The organism is Microbacterium sp. (assembly GCF_031988965.1).
Taxonomy (GTDB): Bacteria; Actinomycetota; Actinomycetes; order Actinomycetales; family Microbacteriaceae; genus Microbacterium.
The window spans coordinates 1-20,383 of the sequence record NZ_DALZXX010000044.1 but is presented as its reverse complement, the minus strand read 5'-3'; the positions used below and the strand labels follow the sequence as shown (position 1 = coordinate 20,383).

General features: G+C 68.4%; 17 protein-coding genes and 1 pseudogene. 12 read left to right on the top strand and 6 right to left on the bottom strand.

The features are described from left to right. Positions 1-110: 110 nt before the first annotated feature. Genes RTM68_RS09705 through RTM68_RS09690 form a run of 4 tightly spaced genes read left to right on the top strand, consistent with a single transcriptional unit; the run spans position 111 to position 2,953 of the window. Positions 111-791 (top strand): hypothetical protein, encoded by a 681-nt coding sequence (locus RTM68_RS09705; protein ID WP_312170411.1) that lies wholly within the window; start codon positions 111-113, stop codon positions 789-791. Between the two features lie 29 nt (positions 792-820). Further along, complete coding sequence (locus tag RTM68_RS09700; RefSeq protein ID WP_312170410.1) at positions 821-1,192, top strand: YrdB family protein; 372 nt, start codon at positions 821-823, stop codon at positions 1,190-1,192. After that, positions 1,189-2,553 (top strand): FAD-linked oxidase C-terminal domain-containing protein, encoded by a 1,365-nt coding sequence (locus RTM68_RS09695; RefSeq protein WP_312170409.1) that lies wholly within the window; start codon positions 1,189-1,191, stop codon positions 2,551-2,553. The genes RTM68_RS09700 and RTM68_RS09695 overlap by 4 nt, the downstream gene beginning before the upstream one ends. Continuing rightward, a complete protein-coding gene (locus RTM68_RS09690) occupies positions 2,546-2,953 on the top strand; it encodes an NUDIX domain-containing protein (protein ID WP_312170407.1) in 408 nt (135 codons plus the stop codon). Before RTM68_RS09695 ends, RTM68_RS09690 begins: the two co-directional genes overlap by 8 nt. Positions 2,954-2,964: 11 nt before the next feature. On the opposite strand, the gene RTM68_RS09685 is transcribed toward RTM68_RS09690, so the two are convergent. The 5 genes from RTM68_RS09685 to RTM68_RS09665 all read right to left on the bottom strand — a co-directional run bounded on the left by RTM68_RS09685 (position 2,965) and on the right by RTM68_RS09665 (position 10,478). After that, positions 2,965-3,744 carry a glucosamine-6-phosphate deaminase gene (locus tag RTM68_RS09685; RefSeq protein WP_312170405.1) on the bottom strand — a complete coding sequence of 260 codons (780 nt, stop codon included), beginning with the start codon at positions 3,742-3,744 and terminating at the stop codon, positions 2,965-2,967. Then, entirely contained in the window at positions 3,737-4,702 is a 966-nt protein-coding gene (locus RTM68_RS09680) for an ROK family protein (RefSeq protein ID WP_312170404.1), read from the bottom strand. Before RTM68_RS09680 ends, RTM68_RS09685 begins: the two co-directional genes overlap by 8 nt. Positions 4,703-4,742: 40 nt before the next feature. Further along, a complete protein-coding gene (locus tag RTM68_RS09675; RefSeq protein ID WP_312170403.1) occupies positions 4,743-5,930 on the bottom strand; it encodes an ROK family transcriptional regulator in 1,188 nt (395 codons plus the stop codon). A 79-nt stretch (positions 5,931-6,009) separates the two neighbouring features. Further along, positions 6,010-9,267 (bottom strand): family 20 glycosylhydrolase, encoded by a 3,258-nt coding sequence (locus RTM68_RS09670; RefSeq protein ID WP_312170402.1) that lies wholly within the window; start codon positions 9,265-9,267, stop codon positions 6,010-6,012. Further along, on the bottom strand, positions 9,258-10,478 hold the full coding sequence (locus RTM68_RS09665; RefSeq protein WP_312170401.1) for an alanine racemase: 1,221 nt from the start codon (positions 10,476-10,478) through the stop codon (positions 9,258-9,260). The genes RTM68_RS09670 and RTM68_RS09665 overlap by 10 nt, the downstream gene beginning before the upstream one ends. Positions 10,479-10,503: 25 nt before the next feature. Here RTM68_RS09665 and RTM68_RS09660 point away from each other — a divergent pair, with 25 nt between their 5' ends. Both RTM68_RS09660 and RTM68_RS09655 read left to right on the top strand, forming a co-directional pair. Then, positions 10,504-10,911 (top strand): RidA family protein, encoded by a 408-nt coding sequence (locus RTM68_RS09660; RefSeq protein ID WP_312170399.1) that lies wholly within the window; start codon positions 10,504-10,506, stop codon positions 10,909-10,911. 100 nt (positions 10,912-11,011) lie between these two features. After that, a complete protein-coding gene (locus RTM68_RS09655) occupies positions 11,012-12,538 on the top strand; it encodes a L,D-transpeptidase family protein (protein WP_312170397.1) in 1,527 nt (508 codons plus the stop codon). A gap of 94 nt (positions 12,539-12,632) precedes the next feature. On the opposite strand, the gene RTM68_RS09650 is transcribed toward RTM68_RS09655, so the two are convergent. Then, positions 12,633-14,852, bottom strand: coding sequence for an NADP-dependent isocitrate dehydrogenase (locus RTM68_RS09650; protein ID WP_312170396.1), 2,220 nt, complete (start codon positions 14,850-14,852; stop codon positions 12,633-12,635). 180 nt (positions 14,853-15,032) lie between these two features. Between RTM68_RS09650 and RTM68_RS09645 the strand changes: the two genes are divergently transcribed. The 6 genes and pseudogenes from RTM68_RS09645 to RTM68_RS09620 form a co-directional block, all read left to right on the top strand. Then, on the top strand, positions 15,033-15,491 hold the full coding sequence (locus RTM68_RS09645) for a GNAT family N-acetyltransferase (protein WP_312170394.1): 459 nt from the start codon (positions 15,033-15,035) through the stop codon (positions 15,489-15,491). Between the two features lie 213 nt (positions 15,492-15,704). Continuing rightward, positions 15,705-16,718 carry a LacI family DNA-binding transcriptional regulator gene (locus RTM68_RS09640; RefSeq protein WP_312170392.1) on the top strand — a complete coding sequence of 338 codons (1,014 nt, stop codon included), beginning with the start codon at positions 15,705-15,707 and terminating at the stop codon, positions 16,716-16,718. A gap of 127 nt (positions 16,719-16,845) precedes the next feature. Beyond that, positions 16,846-18,153, top strand: a complete 1,308-nt coding sequence (locus tag RTM68_RS09635) for an extracellular solute-binding protein (RefSeq protein WP_312170390.1) — start codon at positions 16,846-16,848, stop codon at positions 18,151-18,153. Between the two features lie 58 nt (positions 18,154-18,211). Then, complete coding sequence (locus RTM68_RS09630) at positions 18,212-19,177, top strand: sugar ABC transporter permease (protein WP_312170388.1); 966 nt, start codon at positions 18,212-18,214, stop codon at positions 19,175-19,177. Next, positions 19,177-20,064, top strand: coding sequence for a carbohydrate ABC transporter permease (locus RTM68_RS09625; protein ID WP_228528490.1), 888 nt, complete (start codon positions 19,177-19,179; stop codon positions 20,062-20,064). The genes RTM68_RS09630 and RTM68_RS09625 overlap by 1 nt, the downstream gene beginning before the upstream one ends. Further along, positions 20,064-20,383, top strand: a pseudogene (locus tag RTM68_RS09620) (alpha-xylosidase); the annotation flags it as partial. The gene RTM68_RS09625 and the pseudogene RTM68_RS09620, both read left to right, overlap by 1 nt.

The following is a 20,383-nucleotide window of genomic DNA, read 5'->3' as shown; positions in this document are numbered from 1 at the left end:
CCGCAGAACCCGAAACACCCGCAGAACCCGAAACACCCGCAGAACCCGAAACACCCGCAGAACCCGAAACACCGGCAGAACCCGAAACACCGGCTGAGCCAGAGACTCCCGTGGAGCCTCCCGTCGACCCCGTCGTCGTTCCGGAGGGCGCTCCGTCCGTCGTCTCCGCGACGATCACCTGCACGTGGGAGGACGACAGGCTCCTGCCGATCACCCATTACCGGGTGCAGGTTCAGGGCGCACCGGAGTGGGACGTTCAGGCGCTTCTCGGAGGAAGCACCGCGGGAACGACCGGCGCCACTCTCGACGCGAGCGGCACCGGTGTCATCGATCTCCGCCCCACACTCGTCCAACTCGTGCTCGACGCCTCCGTGCGGTTCCAGTACACGGGTCTCGACGAGAACGGCGACCCGATCCAGGGCGAGCTCGGCTCCGCCATCTCGCTGAGCGCGCTCGACGCGACCTTCGACGGATGTGACGAGCCGCCCCTCGACGGCACGACACCTCCGGTCGACGACACGGCACCACCTGTCGAGGAGACCGCGCCCCCGGCTGAAGAGACCGAACCTCCCACTGAGGAAACGGCGCCGCCGGTCGAAGAGACTGCGCCCCCGACGGAGGAGACAGTCCCTCCCGTCGACGAGACCGCACCTCCGGCGGAGGAAGCCGCCCCGCCCATCGAAGAGACCGCACCTCCAACGGAGGACACCGAACCTCCCGCCGACGAGATCGCACCTCCCGCGGACGACACCGCGATCGAGGTCGTCGACGCCACCACCGCCCCGCTCTGAGGGCTCCGTCCGACGAATAGACTGGATCCATGCACCAGGATCCCGCCTCCGTTCCCGGCGTCGATCGGCCGACCTTCACCGCCCTCGACATCGTCCGCTCGATCGTCCTGGTGATCGCCGTCGGCACACTCGCCCTGTGGGGCTTCGCCACCTGGCCTCTGCCCTGGAACGTGATCCTCGGCATCGGCGCTCCCGTCGTCGTGATCCTCATGTGGGCGCTCTTCCTGTCGCCGCGTCCGGTGCTGCGCCTGCACCCGTTCCTGCGCGCAGCGGTCGAGCTCCTCATCTACGTCGGCGTGACGATCGCCTGGTGGCTCATGGATCAGCCCCTCATCGGCATCGCCTTCGCCATCGTGGCAGTCGGCGCCGGCGTCGTGAGCGGACGCCGTCGCATCGAATGAACACTCTCGATCTGCTGAGATCAGCGCTCGGGGTCCTCGTCGACACCGATCCCTCGGCACTCGAGAGCGCGCGCGCCGATCAGTCCGGCCACGCGGCGCTCGGAACCCCGCTCGCGATCGTGCACGCCGAGTCTGTCGCCGATGTGCAGGCCGTGATGCGCATCGCGACCGAAACCCGCACGCCTGTCGTGGTTCGCGGCGCGGGAACAGGCCTCGCAGGTGCAGCGAACGGCGGAGCCGGTGAGATCGTGCTCTCCATGGCCCGCATGGTCGCGGTCCACGAGATCCGCGCCGACGATCTGCTCGCGGTCGTCGAACCCGGCATCATCAACGCCGACCTCAACGCGATCCTCGCCGAGCACGGCCTGTGGTGGGCACCCGATCCCGCGAGCCGAGCGATCTCGACCGTGGGCGGCAACATCGCCACAGGTGCCGGCGGGCTCCTCTGCGCCAAGTACGGTGTGGTCCGAGATGCGGTGCTCGGCCTCGACCTCGTGCTCTCGGACGGACGCCTGCTCCACCTCGGACACCGCAGCGTCAAGGGCGTCACCGGCCTCGACCTGACTTCTCTGGTGATCGGCTCGGAGGGCACGCTGGGCGTCGTCGTGTCGGCGACCCTCAAGCTGCGCCGAATGGTCGAGGGACACACATGCACGGTCACGGCGACGTTCCCCGACGTGCGATCAGCGGCGGCGGCATCGGCCGCCGTGACCGCCTCGGGCACGCAGCCCGCCATCATGGAGCTCATGGATGCCGCAAGCCTGGCCGCCGTCTCCGCGCTCCTCGCTCTTCCGGCACCCTCTGCAGGCAGCGCACAGTTGACGATCCAGACGGACGGCCCTGCCGCTGTCACGGAGGCGGCGTCCATCGCCGACATCCTGACCGCCCACGGAGGCGCGACCCAGGTCTCGCACGACCGCGAGGAGGGTGAGCGGTTGCTCGCTATCCGCCGCTCGATGCATCCGGCCATGGCGGCGCTGGGCACCACTCTCATCGAAGACGTCTCGGTGCCCCGCAGTGCGATGCCGGCGATGTTCGACGAGATCGCCCGGATCGAGAAGAAGTTCTCTCTCACGATCCCGACGGTGGCTCATGCGGGCGACGGGAATCTGCATCCGAACTTCATCTTCGAGGGGCCTGAGACACCCGCCGTCGTCTGGGAGGCGGCTGACGAGCTCTTCCGGGCGGCGATCGCTCTCGGCGGCACGCTCACGGGTGAGCACGGGATCGGCACGCTCAAAAGTCGCTGGCTGGCTGACGAGATCGGCGAAGACCAGTGGGAGCTGCAGCGGCAGATCGCGCGGGTGTTCGACCCCCTCGGCATCCTCAACCCCGGAAAGGTCTTCGCCTCCGATGCCTGACATCCACGTGAGTGCGGCGGTCATCCTCGACGCGGATCGACGGGTGCTCGTGGTCCGCAAGCAGGGCACGACGCGCTTCATGCAACCCGGCGGCAAGCCGGAGCCCGGCGAGACGCCGGCCGAGACGCTCATCCGTGAGCTGCATGAGGAGCTCGGCCTCGAACTCGCGCCGGCCGACCTCGAGCCGCTCGGCGTCTTCGTGTCGGCCGCGGCGAACGAACCGGATCACCGGGTCGTCGCCGATGCTTTCGTCGTCACGATCGGTGCGGCCGAACCCGTGGCCCAGGCCGAGCTCGCCGAGCTGCGCTGGATCACGCCGGCGGATGCCGAGACGCTGCCGCTCGCACCCCTCAGCGTGGAGCACCTCCTGCCACTGGCGTGGCCGACGATCACCGCCTGATCGGAGCGGGCTCAGATCCCCTGCCAGGCGGGCTTGTTGGCGAAGGTGTACCGGTAGTAGTCGGCGAGCTTCAGTCGCGACGCCGCGGCCTCGTCGACCACCACGGTCGCGTGCGGGTGGAGCTGGATCGCGGACCCGGGCAGGATGGCCGAGAGGGGTCCCTCGACGGCATCGGCGACGGCCTGGGCCTTTCCCTCACCGAAAGCGAGCAGAACCAGGTGACGCGCACGCAGGATCGTGCCGAGGCCCTGAGTGATGCAGTGCCGCGGCACGTCGTCGATCGAATCGAAGAAGCGCGCGTTGTCTTCGCGGGTCTGCTCGGTGAGCGTCTTCACCCGAGTGCGGGAGGCGAACGAGGAGCCGGGCTCGTTGAACCCGATGTGGCCGTCGGTCCCGATGCCGAGGATCTGCAGGTCGACCCCGCCTGCCGCGTCGATCGCGGCCTCGTAGTCGTCACCGGCGTGCTGGATCGTGGCCGCCGCGCCGTTCGGCACGTGAATGCGTCGCGGGTCGAGCCCGAGCGGCTCCACGACATCGCGGGTGATGACCGAGCGGTAGCTCTCGGCATGGGCCGGGTCGAGTCCCACGTACTCGTCGAGGGCGAAGCCGCGCACCTGCGACACGTCACGGCCCGCGAGTCGCGGACGCAGCGCCTGGTAGACCGGGAGCGGCGTGGAGCCCGTGGCCAGGCCGAGCACCGCGTCGGCACGACGCTCGATGAGGGCGACGATCTCGGCGGCGACCAGCTCGCCTGCCGCGGCGGCGTTCTCGACGATGACGACTTCAGCCATGGGACACTGTCTCCTTCGAAGGGGTGGTGGCGCCGACCATCGCGGCGCCGAAGGCGGCCGCAGGCGAGCCGGCGGGGAGGATCTCGATGCGTTCGTCGAGATGCAGAGAGCGCATGAAGGGCGAGGCCGCCGCTCCCGCGCTCAAGGACGCGCGGATGCCGTCAGAGAGCCGGTCGCCGAGCGCGGTCAGACCGCCGCCGATGATCACGCGTTCGACGTCCGCCGACAGGACGAGCGCCCTCACGGCGGCAGCACCCCCGTGGAAGAGGTCGGCGCGCAGTGCGGCTGCTCGTTCATCGCCGGACTCTGCGGCGTCGAGGATCTCGCGTACCGGCAGCGGTCCCGGCCGGTTCCACGCCCGAGCGAGCGCGCCGCCTCCGCAGAAGGTCTCGATGCACCCACGCTGGCCGCATCCGCACAGACGACCGTTCGGGTCGACGGACAGGTGACCCACCTCGCCCGCGGTGCCGCGCGCCCCGCGCCAGATCTCACCGTCGATGACGATGCCGGCGGCGACGCCGGTGCCGAGATTGAGGTACGCCATCGACCCGCTCACGCCTCGCAGCACGGCGGCGCCGAGCGCTGCGGCCTTGACGTCGTTCTCGACGCGCACAGGCACCATGAGCAGCGCGGCGACCCGGTCGGCGAGGTCGAGCGACTCGACTCCGAGGTTCACCGCGTGCAGCACGCGCCCGGTACCGGAGTCGACGACCCCGGGGATGCCGACACCGACCGATCCGACGTCCGAGGGCGCGAACCCGCCCTCCGCCGCGAGCTCCCGCACGACTTCGACGATGCCCGAGACGACGGCGTCATCGCCCCAGCCTGTGGGGCGACGACGACGCACGATGATCTCGCCATCGGATGTCACTGCGACGGCATCGATCTTGGTGCCGCCGACGTCGAGGCCCACGCGAACAGGCCGACCCGTGAGGTCGGCGAGGGTGTCGCGGGTCATCGGACGGCGCCCTGCGAGACGTTGCGGACGTGCACCCGGGTCATGAGACGCCCAGCTGTCCGGAGAGCACCATGACAGCGGTCCCTCGCAGCACGATGTCGCTCTGCGAGGTGCGACGGATGAGCGCGTCTTCGAACACGCCCTCGAGGGTGCGGGCGTGCAGTGTGTCGACGGCCGCATCGATCAGCACACCGTCGAGCAGATCGGCAGGCCCCGACAGCACGACCTCCGACAGGTCGAGTGCGGCGACGATCGGGGCGATGGCGATGCCCATCCGCGTGCCGGCGTCGCGGAGGATCTCCTCGCGCGACTCGGGCGTCGCCTCGATGGCGGGGCGCAGCCGGGTCTCGCTGAGCCATGCCTCGAGACAGCCGTCCTTGCCGCACGCGCACCGGGGGCCTCCGTCGGTTCCGACGACGACGTGTCCGATCTCGCCCGCAGCGAACCGGCTGCCGACGAGCGGCTGACTGCCGGTGATGAGCCCCGCACCGACACCGCGTCCGATGCGGATGAGCATGAAGTCGGCCTTTGCCTCGCCGAAGGTGTACTCGGCGAGCACTGCCGCGTTGGCGTCGTTGCGCACCAGGACGGGAAGATCGAGATCGACTCCGAGCTTCGCCTCCAGCGGCAGGTTGCTCCAGCCGAGGTTCGGTGAGCTCAGGACGAAGCCGTCGGGACGCACCACACCGGGTGTGCCGATGCCGACACCGAGGATCGGCTGCGTCGCGGTCGACACGAGTTCCCGCGCCAGGGCGAGCGTCGCCGCGTAGGCCGCATCGCCGTCGGCGCTGTCGGGCCGGGGCACCTCACGTCGTTCGATCACGTCGCCGTCGAGACTGAGGAGTGCGCCCACGAAGGCGTGCGGGCCGGACAGGTCGATGCCGATGATCTGGTGCCCGATGCGGTCGATGTCGATGAGGATCGGCGGTTTGCCGGGCCCCACGGTCTCGCGCACCCCCATCTCGACGACGATGCCGTCGGCGATGAACTCGGCGACGAGGTCCGAGATCGTCACCCGGGTCAGTCCCGTCTCCCGAGAGAGATCCGCACGGCTCATGGCTCCGGAGTGGTACAGCGTCTGCAGGACGAGCGCCCGATTGTGTCCGCGCGCGTGCTCCGGGAGCACCTTGGAGCGCGAGCGCAGGTGACGACCGGGGCCGAAAGCGTGAGCACTCGTACCGGCGTACTCCGGCGTCGTCGTTGGGCGCTGTTCATCCGATACGGACATGTTTGTTAGTAGACCTTACGAACAAAAATTGTGCAACCCCTGTCCGGCGCCGCGCCGGGAGGGTTACCGAAACGTTACATCAGTGAGAGATGGTACCTGGTACCGACGCGGACCGATCGATGAGACGAGCCACAAGACCCTCGACGATCTCCTCCCGCGCGGCGCGGGTGAGAGGCTTCCCCGGCACCCCCGGACGCCGCTGATCGGGCAACGGCCCGCTCAGGGGACGATACCGCACACCCACCGCGGCAAGCCTCTGCAGGTGCACCGGCATCCGTCGCGCGAAGGCCTCGAACTCGCGAGGCGCTCCCCCGTCCCACAACCGTTCCGCGATCGCCGCGAGCCGTGGGAACAGGGCGAAGTCGACCCGGTCCCTGGTGGGGAGGTGCTCCGTCCACACGTTCGCCTGCCCGCCCTGAGCCCGCTCATCGATCTCCAGTCGATAGGCGGTCTCCAACGACAGCGGAGGCCCCACCCTGATCGGCTCCTCGGCCGAGTCCGACTGCGGATAGTCGAGGTAGACCTCGAGGTCGGGGCACGCGATGACCGGTATCCCCCTGTCCAACGCCTCCCTCATCGCGACGGGACCACGCCACGCCAGGATGCTCACGCCCTCGGGAACCTCGCCCTCCAGCACCTCGTCCCACGCCAGCGCGGAGCGCCCCCGCGAGCGCACGTGCTCGACGAATCGGGCGGTGAACCACGGCTGCACGTCGTGCGGCGTGGCGAGTCCGAGCTCGCGCATCCGCCGCTGCGCCGCCTCGCTCCGCTCCCACTCGCTCACAGGCACCTCGTCGCCCCCGATACCGATCCATGGCGAGTCGAAGAGCGCGCACAGCGCGTCGATCGCCGCCCTGCCGAAGTCGAGGGCTGCGTCGGTCGGCGCGAGCGTGCGAGGGTTCACCCCGAAGCGTTCCCACGGCGCCGTGATCGGCTCACCGGCGTCGGTGTTCCCGAGCTCCGGGTAGGCGGCGAGCGCCGCCTGGATGTGTCCCGGCAGCTCTACCTCGGGGACCAGCGTGACGAACCGCTCCGCACCGTAGGCGACGAGATCGCGGATCTCGGCATCGGTGTAATGCCCCTCGTGGACACCGGGCTCGACGGTCGCCTGGGGGCCGTGGCCGCGCTGCGTGGCTTCGCGACGTGCCGCGACCTCGGTGAGACGTGGATACCCGGGCACGGCGAAGCGCCAGCCCTGATCATCGGTCAGATGCAGGTGCAGCACGCTGAGGTGATGGTCGGCGAGCAGATCGATCAATCGACGCACGTCGTCGGCAGGACGGAAATGCCTCGCGACATCGAGCATCACACCCCGCCATGCGAACGCCGGGGCTCCCTGCCAGATCCCCGAGGGAATGCGATGGTCGGACTCGCCGGGCGCTCGGAACTGGCGGAGCACCGTCGCCGCGCGGAACACTCCCACGGGCGTCGCTCCGACGACGTCGATGCCGTGAGCCGTCACGGTGATGCGGAAGGCCTCCTCGCTCACGCGGTCGCGGGCGAACGACTCCTGCCCGACCGCGGGATCGATCCGGATCCGGATCGGAGGGGCCGCCGCATCCGCCTCGTCAGGATTCCCACGAAGCCGCGAGGCCGTTGCCTCGAGCTCGGCGGACGCCAGGATCGGGGTGCGCTCCGTCCAGTCGAACGCCTCGGCAGCGGGGTCGATCGTCGATTCGATGAAGGGCACCGTGGACCGGTGCGGTGCCGGCGGCATCCGCAGCGCTCGGCCGGGAGTGGCACCCGTGACCGCGCCGTCGACCACGACGGGCACGCCTCCGACGAGCACGTCCACGATGCCGACCGGCGGCTCGTGGGGACTCTCGAAGGTGGCGCCCGCATCGACGGTCGAGGGGTCGAACAGCACCAGGTCAGCCGTCGCTCCGGCACGGATCACCCCTCGCGGCGCATCCCCCCTGTCCAGCCCGAGTCGATGGGCGGGAGTTCCCGACAGATGCCGCACGGCCTCTTCGAGGGTGAGGATGCCGAGCTCGCGCGCATAGGTGCCGAGATAGCGCGGGAAGGTGCCACGCCCACGCGGATGCGGTCGGGTTCCGATCAGGATCCCGTCGCTGCCACCGCAGTGGCGCGGGTGGCGCATGATGGCGCGCACATTCTGTTCGTCCCCGATGTGCATCAGGATGCTCGTGGCCCCCGCGTCCGCGACGATCGTGTCGAGCACGACGTCCACCGCGCGACGCCGCGAAGAGGTCGCGATCTCGGCGACGGTGCGACCCACGAGGCCCGTCAGAGCAGGATCCCCGGTGCCCGCGATCTGGATCGTGTCCCAGTCTGCGGGTTCGCCGTGGAAGCCGTCGCACCCGATGACCTCGAGCTCGATGCGCACCTGCTCGCGCTGCGCGTCGTCGAGCGCGACGATCGTGCCGATGAGGTCGCCGCTCTCCGAGAGACGGCTGGGCAGCAGCGCAGCGAGGGTCGTCGCGCCGGGCAGGTAGGGATACGTGTCGAGAGTGACATCGACACCGTCCGCGAGCGCCTCATCGATCAGGGCGAGCAACTCATCCGCCCGTCCGCGGTTGGGCGCGAAGTTCATGGTCGCGTGCGTGAGATGCACCGGGCAGCCGGTGCGCCGGCCGATGTCCAGTGCCTCACGGTACGCGTCGAGCGCGGCTCCGCCGTAGCTGCGCGTATGCGGCGCCCAGTATCCCCCTCGCTCGGCCACGACCCGGCAGAGGGCCTCGAGCTCGGCGACGTCGGCGTACATCCCTGGGGTGTACGTGAGACCACTCGACATCCCGAACGCGCCGGCGTCGAGAGACGTCGCGAGGAGCGCCGACATCGCGGCGATCTCGTCGATCGTCGCCGTGCGGTTCTCGTGCCCGATCACGATCATCCGCAGGTTGCCCTGCGGCACCAGGATCGCCGTGTTGGCGACGGTGGCCTCGTCGATCGCGGACAGAAGGTCGTCCATCGTGCGCCAGGGAGCGTCAGCCGGCATCCCGTTCCATCCCGCGATCTGCGCCGGGATCACGGATGCCGCGGCCTCGTCGAGCGGTGCGTAGCCGAGGCCGTCCTGACCGAGCACCTCGGTGGTCACGCCCTGGCGAATCTTCGCGTCGTGCGTGGCACCCTGCAGCACGGCGAGGTCGCTGTGGGCGTGCATGTCGATGAAGCCGGGCGCGAGGACGAGTCCGGCGGCGTCGACCTCGACGGCGTCCTCGGGAAGGTGCAGCTCGGTCGTATCGTCCCTGCCGACCACCGCCACGATGCGATCGCCCTCGATCGCGACGTCGGCCTGGAATCGATCTGCCCCGGTGCCGTCCACGACGGTGGCGCCACGATAGACCCGCACCGGCTTCTCGGTGCTCAGAAGCATGTGGCCACCGCTCCGATCACTCGGGGGTCGATCGCATCCGGGTCGTCGATGACTGCGACGACCCGCCACTTGTCGAATGCCGTGCACGGGTGCGACAGCCCGAGGCGCACGACGTCGCCCGGACGCACCTCCACGCCGTCCGCCAGCTGCAGGAACGCATGCTGGTCGTTGAGCGCAGTGATCTCGCCGCTTACCGACTGCGGAACGGGGAGGTCGAGGTCGAACGGAACGTCGCGACGCCCGGCATCGAGGAGCGCGAGTCCCGGCTCGGGCTGCGAGACGACGCGCGACCAGGCGTGCATGGCGGAGCGGAGGGAGTCCGTGCCGGTGATCGGGCCGAACGGCGACATGCGCGAGTAGAACCCGTCGTCATGGATCTGGAAGGCACCTGACCGCAGCACGACGTCGACTCCGTGGGCGCCGAGAGGGGCGAGCACCGCGGCCGCGCGGTCGGGGAACGAACTCCCCCCGGCGCTCACCACGGGACGGATGGCGTCAGCATAGGCGAGTCGCGAGTGGAGCTCGACGAGAGTGCCCAGGTAGGCGTCGACGGCGGCGATCGACTCGTCGCTGCGGTCGGGACCGAACGGGCCCTCGTACCCGGTGACCCCCGCGAGACGGAGACCCGGTGCGGCGGAGATCGCCCGAGCGATCCGCTCGCCTTCCTCCACGGTGCGCGCGCCGGTGCGTCCGCCGACGCCGCCGAGCTCGACGAGCACATCGAGCGGGCGGGACTGATCGATGTGGGCCGCCGACAGGATGTCGACCGTGGCGACCGAATCGGCCCAGCAGAGCACGCGCAGATCCGGCTTCGCCACGAGCAGTGCACCGAGCCTCCGCGCCGCGTCGACATCGGTGAGACCGTTGGCGATCAGAACGGTGGCGACGCCGGCCTCGATCGCGACCTCCGCCTGCCACGGTGTGGCCACCGAGATGCCCCATGCCCCGGCGTCGAGAAGGCCCTGCCACAGAGCGGGAGACATGGTCGTCTTGCCGTGCGGTGCGAGCAGGACACCCTGTTCGGCCGCCCAGGAGAAGACCGTCGCCTCGTTGTGGGAGAGAGCGGCCTCGTGCACCGTGAGCACGGGAGTGGACATGTCCGACAGGTGCAACCCCGCCCCCGCGACCTCGGAGAGACGGAGACCGTCGGCTTTCGCCGAGAACCCCTTCGCCCAGGTGCCGAGGACGGGATCCGGAATTTGTAGAGGCATCTAACAAGGCTACTAGGCTGTCGGTATGACTGCGAAGACCCGCGTTTCGACCGACGCCGCCCCCGCTCCCGCCCACACGTTCTCGCAGGGCGTGCGCAAGGGCCCGTTCGTGCAGGTGTCGGGCCAGGGGCCCGTCGACCCGCAGACGAACGAGTACCTCTTTCCCGGTGATGTCGCCGCCCAGACGACCCGCACGCTCGAGAACGTCAAGGCCATCGTCGAGGCATCGGGCGCGACTTTCGACGACGTCGTGATGCTGCGCGTGTACCTCACCACGCGGGAGGACTTCCCGATCATGAACGAGGCCTACGGCGCCTTCGTGACAGCGCACACGAGCAGCGGCGTCCTGCCGTCGCGCACCACGGTGTTCACGGGTCTTCCGCGCGAGGAGATGCTCGTCGAGATCGACGGGATCGCGATCGTCAACGACTGAGGGCAGAACGCTCCGCGCGTCCTATATCACGACCTTTACCTCTCCGTTACATCCGATCCCGTACCATTGAGCGATATACAGGCCACGTGAGAACCGGGGGGTGAAGTTCGTGACCGATCTGATCTCAGCACAGGATGCGAAGACCGAGAAGCTGAATGAGGCGCCAGCCTCGGGCGACGGTCTCGACTCCGCCATGTCCCAGAGCGACGGCGCAGAGACGCCGACCGACTCCTCGCCTCCGCAGGACGGCGATGCTCCACTCGCGTGGGCCCCGATCGAGCCCACGCCGAAGAAGAAGCGTCTCGGGCTGTGGATCGGCCTCGGAGTCGGGGTCGTCGCGCTCGGCGCGGGCGCCGCGTCGATGATCCTCATCGCACCCGGAACGACCGTCGCCGGCATCCCCGTCGGCTGGCTCACCCCCGGTGCCGCCGCCGACGTCATCAACGACCACGTCGAGACCACCGAGATCACGCTGACCGGAGCCGGCGACGACGTCGTGCTCACCGGTGCGGAACTCGGCGCGACCATCGACGCCGCAGCCCTCGCCGATCAGGCCTTCGCGGAGCATCCGCTCTGGAACATCGGATCCTGGTCCGGCGATCCGGTACCGGGTGAGATCACACTCGACGCCGCCACGGCCGACGCCGTGCTGCGTGACGCCGTGCCGTCGAGCTTCGAGGAGCCGGTCGACGCCGGAGTCGTCTTCGACGGCGCCGCGGGCGCCTTCACGATCACACCGTCCGCACCCGGAACAGCCGTCGACGTCGATGCCCTGACCGCGGCGATCGCCCAAGCGGTCGCCGACGGCGGTACGAGCCTGGAGTTCCCCGGAGGCCCCTCCGAAGCGGCACCCGCCGTCTCCGACGACGACGCGACCGCGCTCGCGGCATCGATGAACGAGATGCTCGGCTCCGTCGGGTTCTACATCGGTGAAGAGCGCACCGTCCCGGTCGACCCGGCTACCGTGTCGACGTGGCTGACGGTCGTCGACGACGACGGAGAGCTCCGCATCGCGGCAGACGCGGCGGCCATCCAGTCGACGGTCGACAGCCTCGCAGGGGTCGTGGATCGCGCTCCCGTCAACGCGACGAACATCGTCAACTCCTCCGGCGAGATCCTGCGCGTCGAGACGGAGGGCGTCACCGGGCGCGCCGTCGGAGACACCTCGAACCTCGCCGCAGAGGCGGCATCGAACCTCGAGAGCGGAAACGGCGTCTTCCCGATCCAGGTCTCCGAGACGCCCTTCGAGTCCGTGAACCTGCAGCGCCGCATCGATGTCGACCTCGGCTCGCAGACGGCCACGCTCATCGAGAACGGCAACGTCGTGCGCTCGTGGTCGATCTCGTCGGGCAAGGCTGCCACGCCCACCGACGTCGGCAACTTCACGGTGTACGCGCACCTGCGCTCGCAGAACATGAAGAGCCGCGAGCCGGACGGCTCGATCACCGAGACGCCGAACGTCCCCTGGGTCACGTACTTCAACGGTGACGAGGGCTTCCACGGCACGTACTGGCACAACGACTTCGGCAACCCCCGAAGCCACGGGTGCATCAACATGCCGATCGACGTCGCCAAGTTCGTGTACGACTGGTCGCCGATCGGGATGGAAGTCTCGGTCCACAACTGACGCCCGCTCGAGGCGAGACCGTCGCGCGGTCTTCGCCGCATCGGGATACGAGAAGAGGCCGGATGCTCACGCATCCGGCCTCTTCTCGTATCGGTCACACCAGGGCGTCGACGATGCCGTTCAGCGTCGCGGACGGGCGCATGACGGCCGTGACGAGCGCGTCGTCGGGACGGTAGTACCCGCCGATCTCGACGGCCTTGCCCTGCACGGCGTTGAGCTCGGAGACGATCTTCTCCTCGTTCTCGTCGAGCGTGGCCGCGATCGGAGCGAATGCCGCTGCGAGCTCGGCATCCTTCGTCTGGTTCGCCAGCTCCTGCGCCCAGTACAGGCCGAGGTAGAAGTGGCTGCCGCGGTTGTCGATCGTGCCGAGTGCGCGGCCCGGCGAACGGTCCTCTTCGAGGAACGTTCCCGTCGCCGCATCCAGCGTCTCGGCGAGGACGCGCGCCTTCTCGTTGCCGGTGCGGTCGGCGAAGTGCTCGAGCGACGCGGCGAGCGCGAAGAACTCGCCCAGCGAGTCCCAGCGCAGGTAGTTCTGCTCGACGAGCTGCTGCACGTGCTTAGGAGCCGAGCCGCCGGCGCCGGTCTCGAACAGGCCACCGCCCGCGAGCAGCGGCACGATCGAGAGCATCTTGGCGCTCGTGCCGACCTCGAGGATCGGGAACAGGTCGGTGAGGTAGTCGCGCAGCACGTTGCCCGTCACCGAGATGGTGTCGAGGCCGTGACGCATGCGCGCGAGCGTGTAGCGCGTGGCCTCTTCGGGGGCGAGGATCGTGATCGTGAGGCCCTTGGTGTCGAGGGTCGCGAGACCCTGGTGCACCTTGGCGATGATCTGCGCATCGTGCGAGCGGTTGGCGTCGAGCCAGAACACCGCGGGGTCTCCCGTGGCGCGAGCGCGCGAGACGGCCAGCCTGACCCAGTCCATGACGGGGATGTGCTTGGTCTGCGTGGCACGCCAGATGTCTCCGGCGCCGACCTCGTGCTCGATCAGCACCGTTCCCTCGCTGTCGAGCACCTGGACGGTGCCCGCGGCGGCGATCTCGAACGTCTTGTCGTGGCTGCCGTACTCCTCGGCGGCCTGCGCCATCAGACCCACGTTCGGCACGGTGCCGATCGTGGCGGGGTCGAGCGGACCGTTCGCGATCACATCGTCGATGACGGCCTGGTAGACACTCGCGTAGGAGGAGTCGGGGATGACCGCGAGCGTGTCGGCCTCGCCGCCGTCCTTGCCCCAGAGCTTGCCGCCGTTGCGCACGAGCGCGGGCATCGAGGCGTCGACGATCACGTCGCTCGGGACGTGCAGGTTCGTGGTGCCCTTGTCGGAGTTCACGTACGAGAGGCGCGGCCCCTCGGCGATCGCCCTGTCGAACGCGGCCGCGATCTCATCGCCACCGGCGACGTCGCCCAGACCTGCGAGGATCGAGCCGAGACCGTCGTTCGCGCTCAGACCGGCGGCAGCGAGCTTGTCGCCGTACTGCGCGAACACGTCCGAGAAGAACGCACGCACGACGTGGCCGAAGATGATCGGGTCGCTGACCTTCATCATCGTGGCCTTGAGGTGCACCGAGTAGAGGATGTCGTCGTTCTTCGCCGTCTCGAGCGTCTCCGCGAGGAAGGCGTCGAGGTGCGCGGCCGAGAGGAAGGTGGCATCGATGATCTCGCGCGGCAGGACCTTCAGCCCCTCCTTGAGAACCGTCACGGTGCCGTCTGCGGCTGTGTGGCGGAAGCTCAGCACGTCGTCGTGGGCGGCGACCCAGGAGCGCTCGTTGTGCTTGAAGTCGTCGTGGCCGAGTGTGGCCACGCGGGTCTTCGAGCCCTCGGCGAAGGGCTTGTTGCGGTGCGGGTGCTTCTTGGCGTAGTTCTTCACGGCCAGCGGTGCACGACGGTCGCTGTTGCCCTCGCGGAGCACCGGGTTGACCGCGGATCCCTTGATGCGGTCGTAGCGCGCGCGGACGTCCTTCTCCTCGAGAGAGGACGGCTCGTCCGGGAAGTCGGGGATGTCGTAGCCCTGCGACTGCAGCTCGGCGATCGCGCCCTTGAGCTGCGGGATGGATGCCGAGATGTTCGGCAGCTTGATGATGTTCGCCTCGGGCAGCGTGGCGAGTCCGCCGAGCTCGGCGAGCGAGTCGCCGACCTGCTGCTCCGGGGTGAGCTTCTGCGGGAACGCGGCGAGGATGCGTCCTCCGAGCGAGATGTCGCGGGTCTCGACCTCGATACCCGCCTGACCCGTGTAGGCCTTGATGATCGGCAGGAAGGAAGCCGTGGCGAGAGCCGGAGCCTCGTCCGTGTAGGTGTAGATGATGGCGTCGTCGGTCACCAGGAGGTTCTCCGTTCGCGAGGGCATATTTGTCTCGATACCAAGATACCTGAGGCGCTCCCGGCGCATGTCCGCCGGGAGGTCGGACCCGTATCGACTTCCGGTATTCCTCACACCGGGACCCCTGACGAAAGTCGACCTTTCTCGTCGGGGAGCCAGCGGAGGGGCTAGCCTGTGACTATGTCCGAACTGCGCATGGTCGAACTCTCCGCTGCGACGATCGTCGCCGTGAACAACCTGTCGCTCAAGCCCGGACAGGAGCAGTTCCTCGCTCCGGTGTCCTACGGCATCGCGGCGACCGTCATCAACCCCCTGACCTCGTGGCAGCGCGTCGTCCTCGACGGCGACCAGGTCGTCGGGTTCGTCAGCGCGAACTTCGATCCCGAGGCCCCGGAAGATCACTTCCGCTCCGTCCTGTGGCGGATCAACGTCGATGCCGACGACCAGGGCAAGGGAGTCGGCCGCTTCGCCGTCGAGCAGCTCATGGAAGAGGCACGCGCGCGCGGCGTCGACCACGTGAACGTCATCTACGAGGCGGGCGAGGACGGCCCCGAGGCCTTCTTCCTCCGTGTCGGATTCACCCCTGTCGGCGAGACCGAGTACTCCGAGGTCATCGCAGAGATCCGCGTCACGTCCTAGGCCGGCGGCGGGGTCTCGAATCCCCTCCCCCATCGAGGCCCCGTCGCCCTGTCCGGTCATTTTGCGGGAACGCTCCCACAGCCCGTCGTCTCCTTTTTGTTGCGATACACCACAAAAGGGTTGCGCCATGCGGGGATCCGTGTCTATCATCGCTTCTGAGGCGTTAGCGAAACGCTTCGATGAATTCAGGACACGAGCGACGATGGAGTCAGCATGGTGACGATCCACGAGGTGGCGAAGGCCGCCGGTGTGTCGATCAGCACCGTGTCCTACGCACTGAGCGGCAAGCGTCCCGTCTCCGAGAAGACGCGGCTCCGCATCGAAGGCGCGGTCCACGACCTCGGCTACGAACCGGATGCGGGCGCCCGCATGCTCGCGGGCCGCCGCACCCACATCTTCGCCCTCACCGAACCTCTGCGCGCCGACACGCATGCCCCCACGCACATGGCGTTCGTCCTCGCCACCGCGGTCGCCGCACGTCGCCGCGGCTACGACATCCTGCTCCTCACCGATGAGCAGACCTCCGACGGCATGAACCGCGTGGCCGCGAGCCGACTGGTCGACGCCATCCTCGTCCTCGACGTGGCCCCCGACGACGAACGAGCCGCCATCGCCCGCAGCGTGCGCACCCCCACCGTGTTCATCGGCATCCCCGACGACCCCACGGGCCTGACCTGCGTGGACCTCGACTTCGAGTCGGCCGGGAGCGTCGCCGTCGACCGGATCGCGGACGCCGGCCACACGAGTGTCACGCTGCTCGGGCAGACGGAGGTCTCGTACCGCAAGTCGAACTTCCCGCGACGCCTGCTGCAGGGCGTGCGCGAGCGCGCCGCCGCGCGAGGACTCGCTCTCGAGTGGGCGACCACCGGGGTCTCGACGACAGACCCGAATGCGGTTCGAGCGGCGGTCGAGTCGGCCCTGGAGCGCGGCGACCGTGCGTTCATCGTGCACGCGGTGGGCGACGTCCACGACGTGCTGCTGCGGACGCTCGACTCACACGGACTCCGCGTGGGGCGCGACGTCTCGGTCGTGTCCGCAGCGGCATCGTTCGACACGTCCGCTCTCGCGGTCCCCGTCGACACGATTCCCCTGATCCCACAGCGGTCCTGCGAACTGGCGGTGGAGCTCGCCGAGCAGCATCTCGACCACCCCGGCACCGCACCGCGCATCCATCTCACCCCACCCGAGTACCACTCCGCCGGATCGGTCATCCCCGCGAGGGAGTGACCGCGGACGGAGATACGCACACGCATCCGCATCGTCGAAACGCTTCGATGATGTCGCGTGACAACTGAAGAACGAACGACCCACCGATGTGTCCGGCCTCACGGCCAATCAGAAAGGAGTGCCGACGATGGCACGCAACATCCGCAGGACGAAGACGCTGGCGGCTGTGGCCGCGCTGACGGCGACGGGAATCGCACTGAGCGGCTGCACCGCCGGATCCTCCGACGACGGAGGTGACGGGCAGACGCTCAAGCTCTGGCACTACGAGGGCGCCGACAGCGCGATGGGCAAGGCCTGGGCCGAGGCGATCGCGATCTTCGAAGAGGAGACCGGCGCCAAAGTCGAATTCGAGGAGAAGTCGTTCGAACAGATCCAGAAGACGGCGAGCCAGGTCCTCGACACCGACGCCGCGCCAGATCTCATGGAGTTCAACAAGGGCAACGCGACCGCGGGATTCCTCGCCTCGACCGGTCTGATCTCGGACATCTCGGACGCCGTGGAGGAGTACGGCTGGGACGACAAGCTCGCGCCCTCGCTGCAGACCACGGCCAAGTACTCCGAAGACGGCGTCATGGGCGGCGACACCTGGTTCGGCATTCCGAACTACGGCGAGTTCGTCGGCGTCTACTACAACAAGGACGCCTTCGCGGCTGCAGGGCTCGAGATCCCGACCACCTACGACGAGTTCGTCGACGTCCTCGACGCATTTGTGGCCCAGGGAATCACCCCGCTCGCCGAGGCCGGTGCCGAGTACCCGCTCGGGCAGCTCTGGTATCAGCTCGCGCTGAACGCGGGCGACCGCGGGTTCGTCGACTCGTACCAGCTGTACGACGGCGAGGTCGACTGGCAGGGCCCGGAGGTCACCGCAGCGTCCGAGACTCTGAAGGACTACGTCGACAAGGGCTACATCGCGTCGGACGTCTCCTCGGTGAAGGCAGAGGACGCCGGTGTCTCGTTCATCAACGGCACCTCGCCGATCTTCGTGTCCGGTTCCTGGTGGTTCGGCCGATTCGTGGCCGAGGCCACGGACTTCGACTGGACGCTGGACGCCTTCCCGGGCGCCGACCTGTCGCTCGGCTCCTCGGGCAACCTGTGGGTCGTGCCCGAGAACGCCGCGAACAAGGAACTCGCCTACGAGTTCATCGACATCACGATGCGCCCCGAGATCCAGGCGATCATCGGCAACAACGGCGGCCTGCCGGTCGCTGCCGAGACGGCCGACATCACCGACGAGAAGAGCGCGGCTCTGATCGAGACGTTCAACGGCGTCCTCGAGGCAGACGGACTCTCGTTCTACCCGGACTGGCCCGCACCCGGCTTCTACGACGTGATCGTGCAGGAGCTGCAGGGTCTGATCACCGGCACGCAGGACGCCGAGACCACGAACGAGAACCTCGGCGAGCAGTACGACGAGGGCACCGCGGAATTCCGTTGATCCACTCGCGGGGGCGGCGACCGAACGGCGTCGCCCCCGCATCCTCCTGGAGATGAACATGTCACTCGCCACCCGCCGTGAGGGCCGCACGAAGCTGCCGCCCGAAGAGCCGTCGATCCCGCAGCGCAGCGGAGGAACCGGCGCCTACTGGATGTACCTGCTTCCGGGCTTCGTGCTCCTGCTCGTCGTCGTGATCGTCCCGCTCGTCTGGAACGTGTACCTCACCTTCACGAAGTGGAAGGGCGTGCGCACTCCGGAGTTCATCGGGCTCGAGAACTGGCAGAGGATCCTCACCGACGGCGACTTCTGGACGTCGTTCACCAACTCCGTGTGGATGATCATCGCCATGGTCGTGGTCCCCACGATCGTCGGCCTCATGGTCGCCGCTCTGCTCTTCGACGTCGTCGGACGCAAGTTCGGCGGCAAGGTGGGCAGCTTCCTGCGAGCGACCTACTACCTTCCCCAGATCCTCCCGATCGCCGTCGCCGGCATCGTGATCGGCTGGATCGTGCGGCCGGGCGGTGACGGCGCACTGAACCAGATCCTCGGCGCGTTCGGCATCCCGGCCTACGACTGGCTCGGGCAGATGCCCTCGGCACTGATCGTGCTGATGGTCGTGATGGTCTGGGTGCAGCTCGGCTATCCGGTCGTCGTCTTCATGGCGGCTCTGCAGCGGGTCGACCCCGAGTTGTACGAGGCGGCCGAGCTCGACGGAGCCAACTGGTTCCAGCGCTTCTCGGCGATCACCATGAGCATCATCCGCCCGGAGATCTTCGTCGTCACGCTGACCTGCACGATCGCCGCGCTGAAGGTCTTCGGCCCGGTCTACATCATCACGCGCGGCGGCCCCGCCGGCTCCACCCTGGTTCCCGCGTACTACGCCTATCAGGAGTTCTTCACGAAGCGGAACGTCGGCTACGGCGCGACGATCGCGACCGTGCTGACGATCGTCGTGGTCATCGTCTCGATCATCTTCATCCGCGTCCAGAACTCGCTCGAACGCAAGGAAAGGGCGGGTCTGTGATGCACGCCACCACCGCCATCGTCACCGGTAAGCCGTCGAAGTCCCGCCCGCGCGGCGGCATGACGAAGAAGCGGCCCGTCGACTGGCTGATGCTCGCGCTCGTCGTCATCGGCGCGCTGCTCGTGATCGCGCCGTTCTACCTGGTGCTCGTGAACTCGTTCAAGTCGCCGGTCGACTACGCGACCTCGGGTCCGCTCGCCTTCCCCGAGCAGCTCGACTTCGGCGGCATCATCAAGTTCTGGGAGCGAGTGAACTTCCCCGAGAAGGTCTGGAACTCGATCTTCATCGCCGGGATCGTCTCGGTTCTCGCGGTGGGCATCTCGATGCTCAACGCCTTCGCCATCGGCATCGGACGTGTGCGCGGCCGCAGCTGGATCGTGCTGCTGTTCCTGCTGGCGAACCTGCTCCCGCAGGAGGCGCTGCTCTACCCGCTCTACTACATGTTCAAATCCGTCGGCCTCTACGACAACGTGTGGTCGGTCATCATCGTCTTCACCGTGATCCAGGCGGCCTTCGGCACCTACCTGCTGTCGTCGGTCTACGGCACGTTCCCGAAGGAGGTGCTCGAGGCGGCGTCGCTCGACGGAGCGAGCCGCTGGCAGATCCTCTGGCGCGTGGTGTTCCCGATCAGTCGGCCGACCCTGTCGGTGCTGCTCATCTTCTTCTTCATCTGGACGTGGAACGAGTTCCTCATCCCGCTGACGTTCCTCGCCTCGAACGCCAACCAGACGGTCCCCGTCGCGATCAGCGTGCTGCAGGGCGATCGTCTGATGGACGTCACCACCACGAGCGCCTCCGCGCTCCTGGGCATCATCCCCACGCTCATCTTCTTCCTCATCTTCCAGCGCACACTCACGCGCGGCATCACGGCAGGAGCAGTCAAGTAATGAAGTTCACCGACGGATTCTGGCAGCTGCGTCCGGGCGTCACCGCCCTGTACGCGCAGGAGGCCCACGATATCGCCGAGACCAGCGACACCCCCGACGGACGGGGCATCGTCATCACCGCGCCGACCAAGACGATCACATCCCGGGGCGACACCCTCAACCGCCCGGTGCTGACCACCACGCTCTCGTCGCCGGCCGAGGGCGTCATCCGGGTGCGCATCGCGCACCACGAGGGCGGGCGCTGGCACGGAGGGTTCGGGCTGCCCGGCGGCGCGACCGGCACGGCCTCGGCATCGGTCTCGGTCTCGGTCGACGGTGG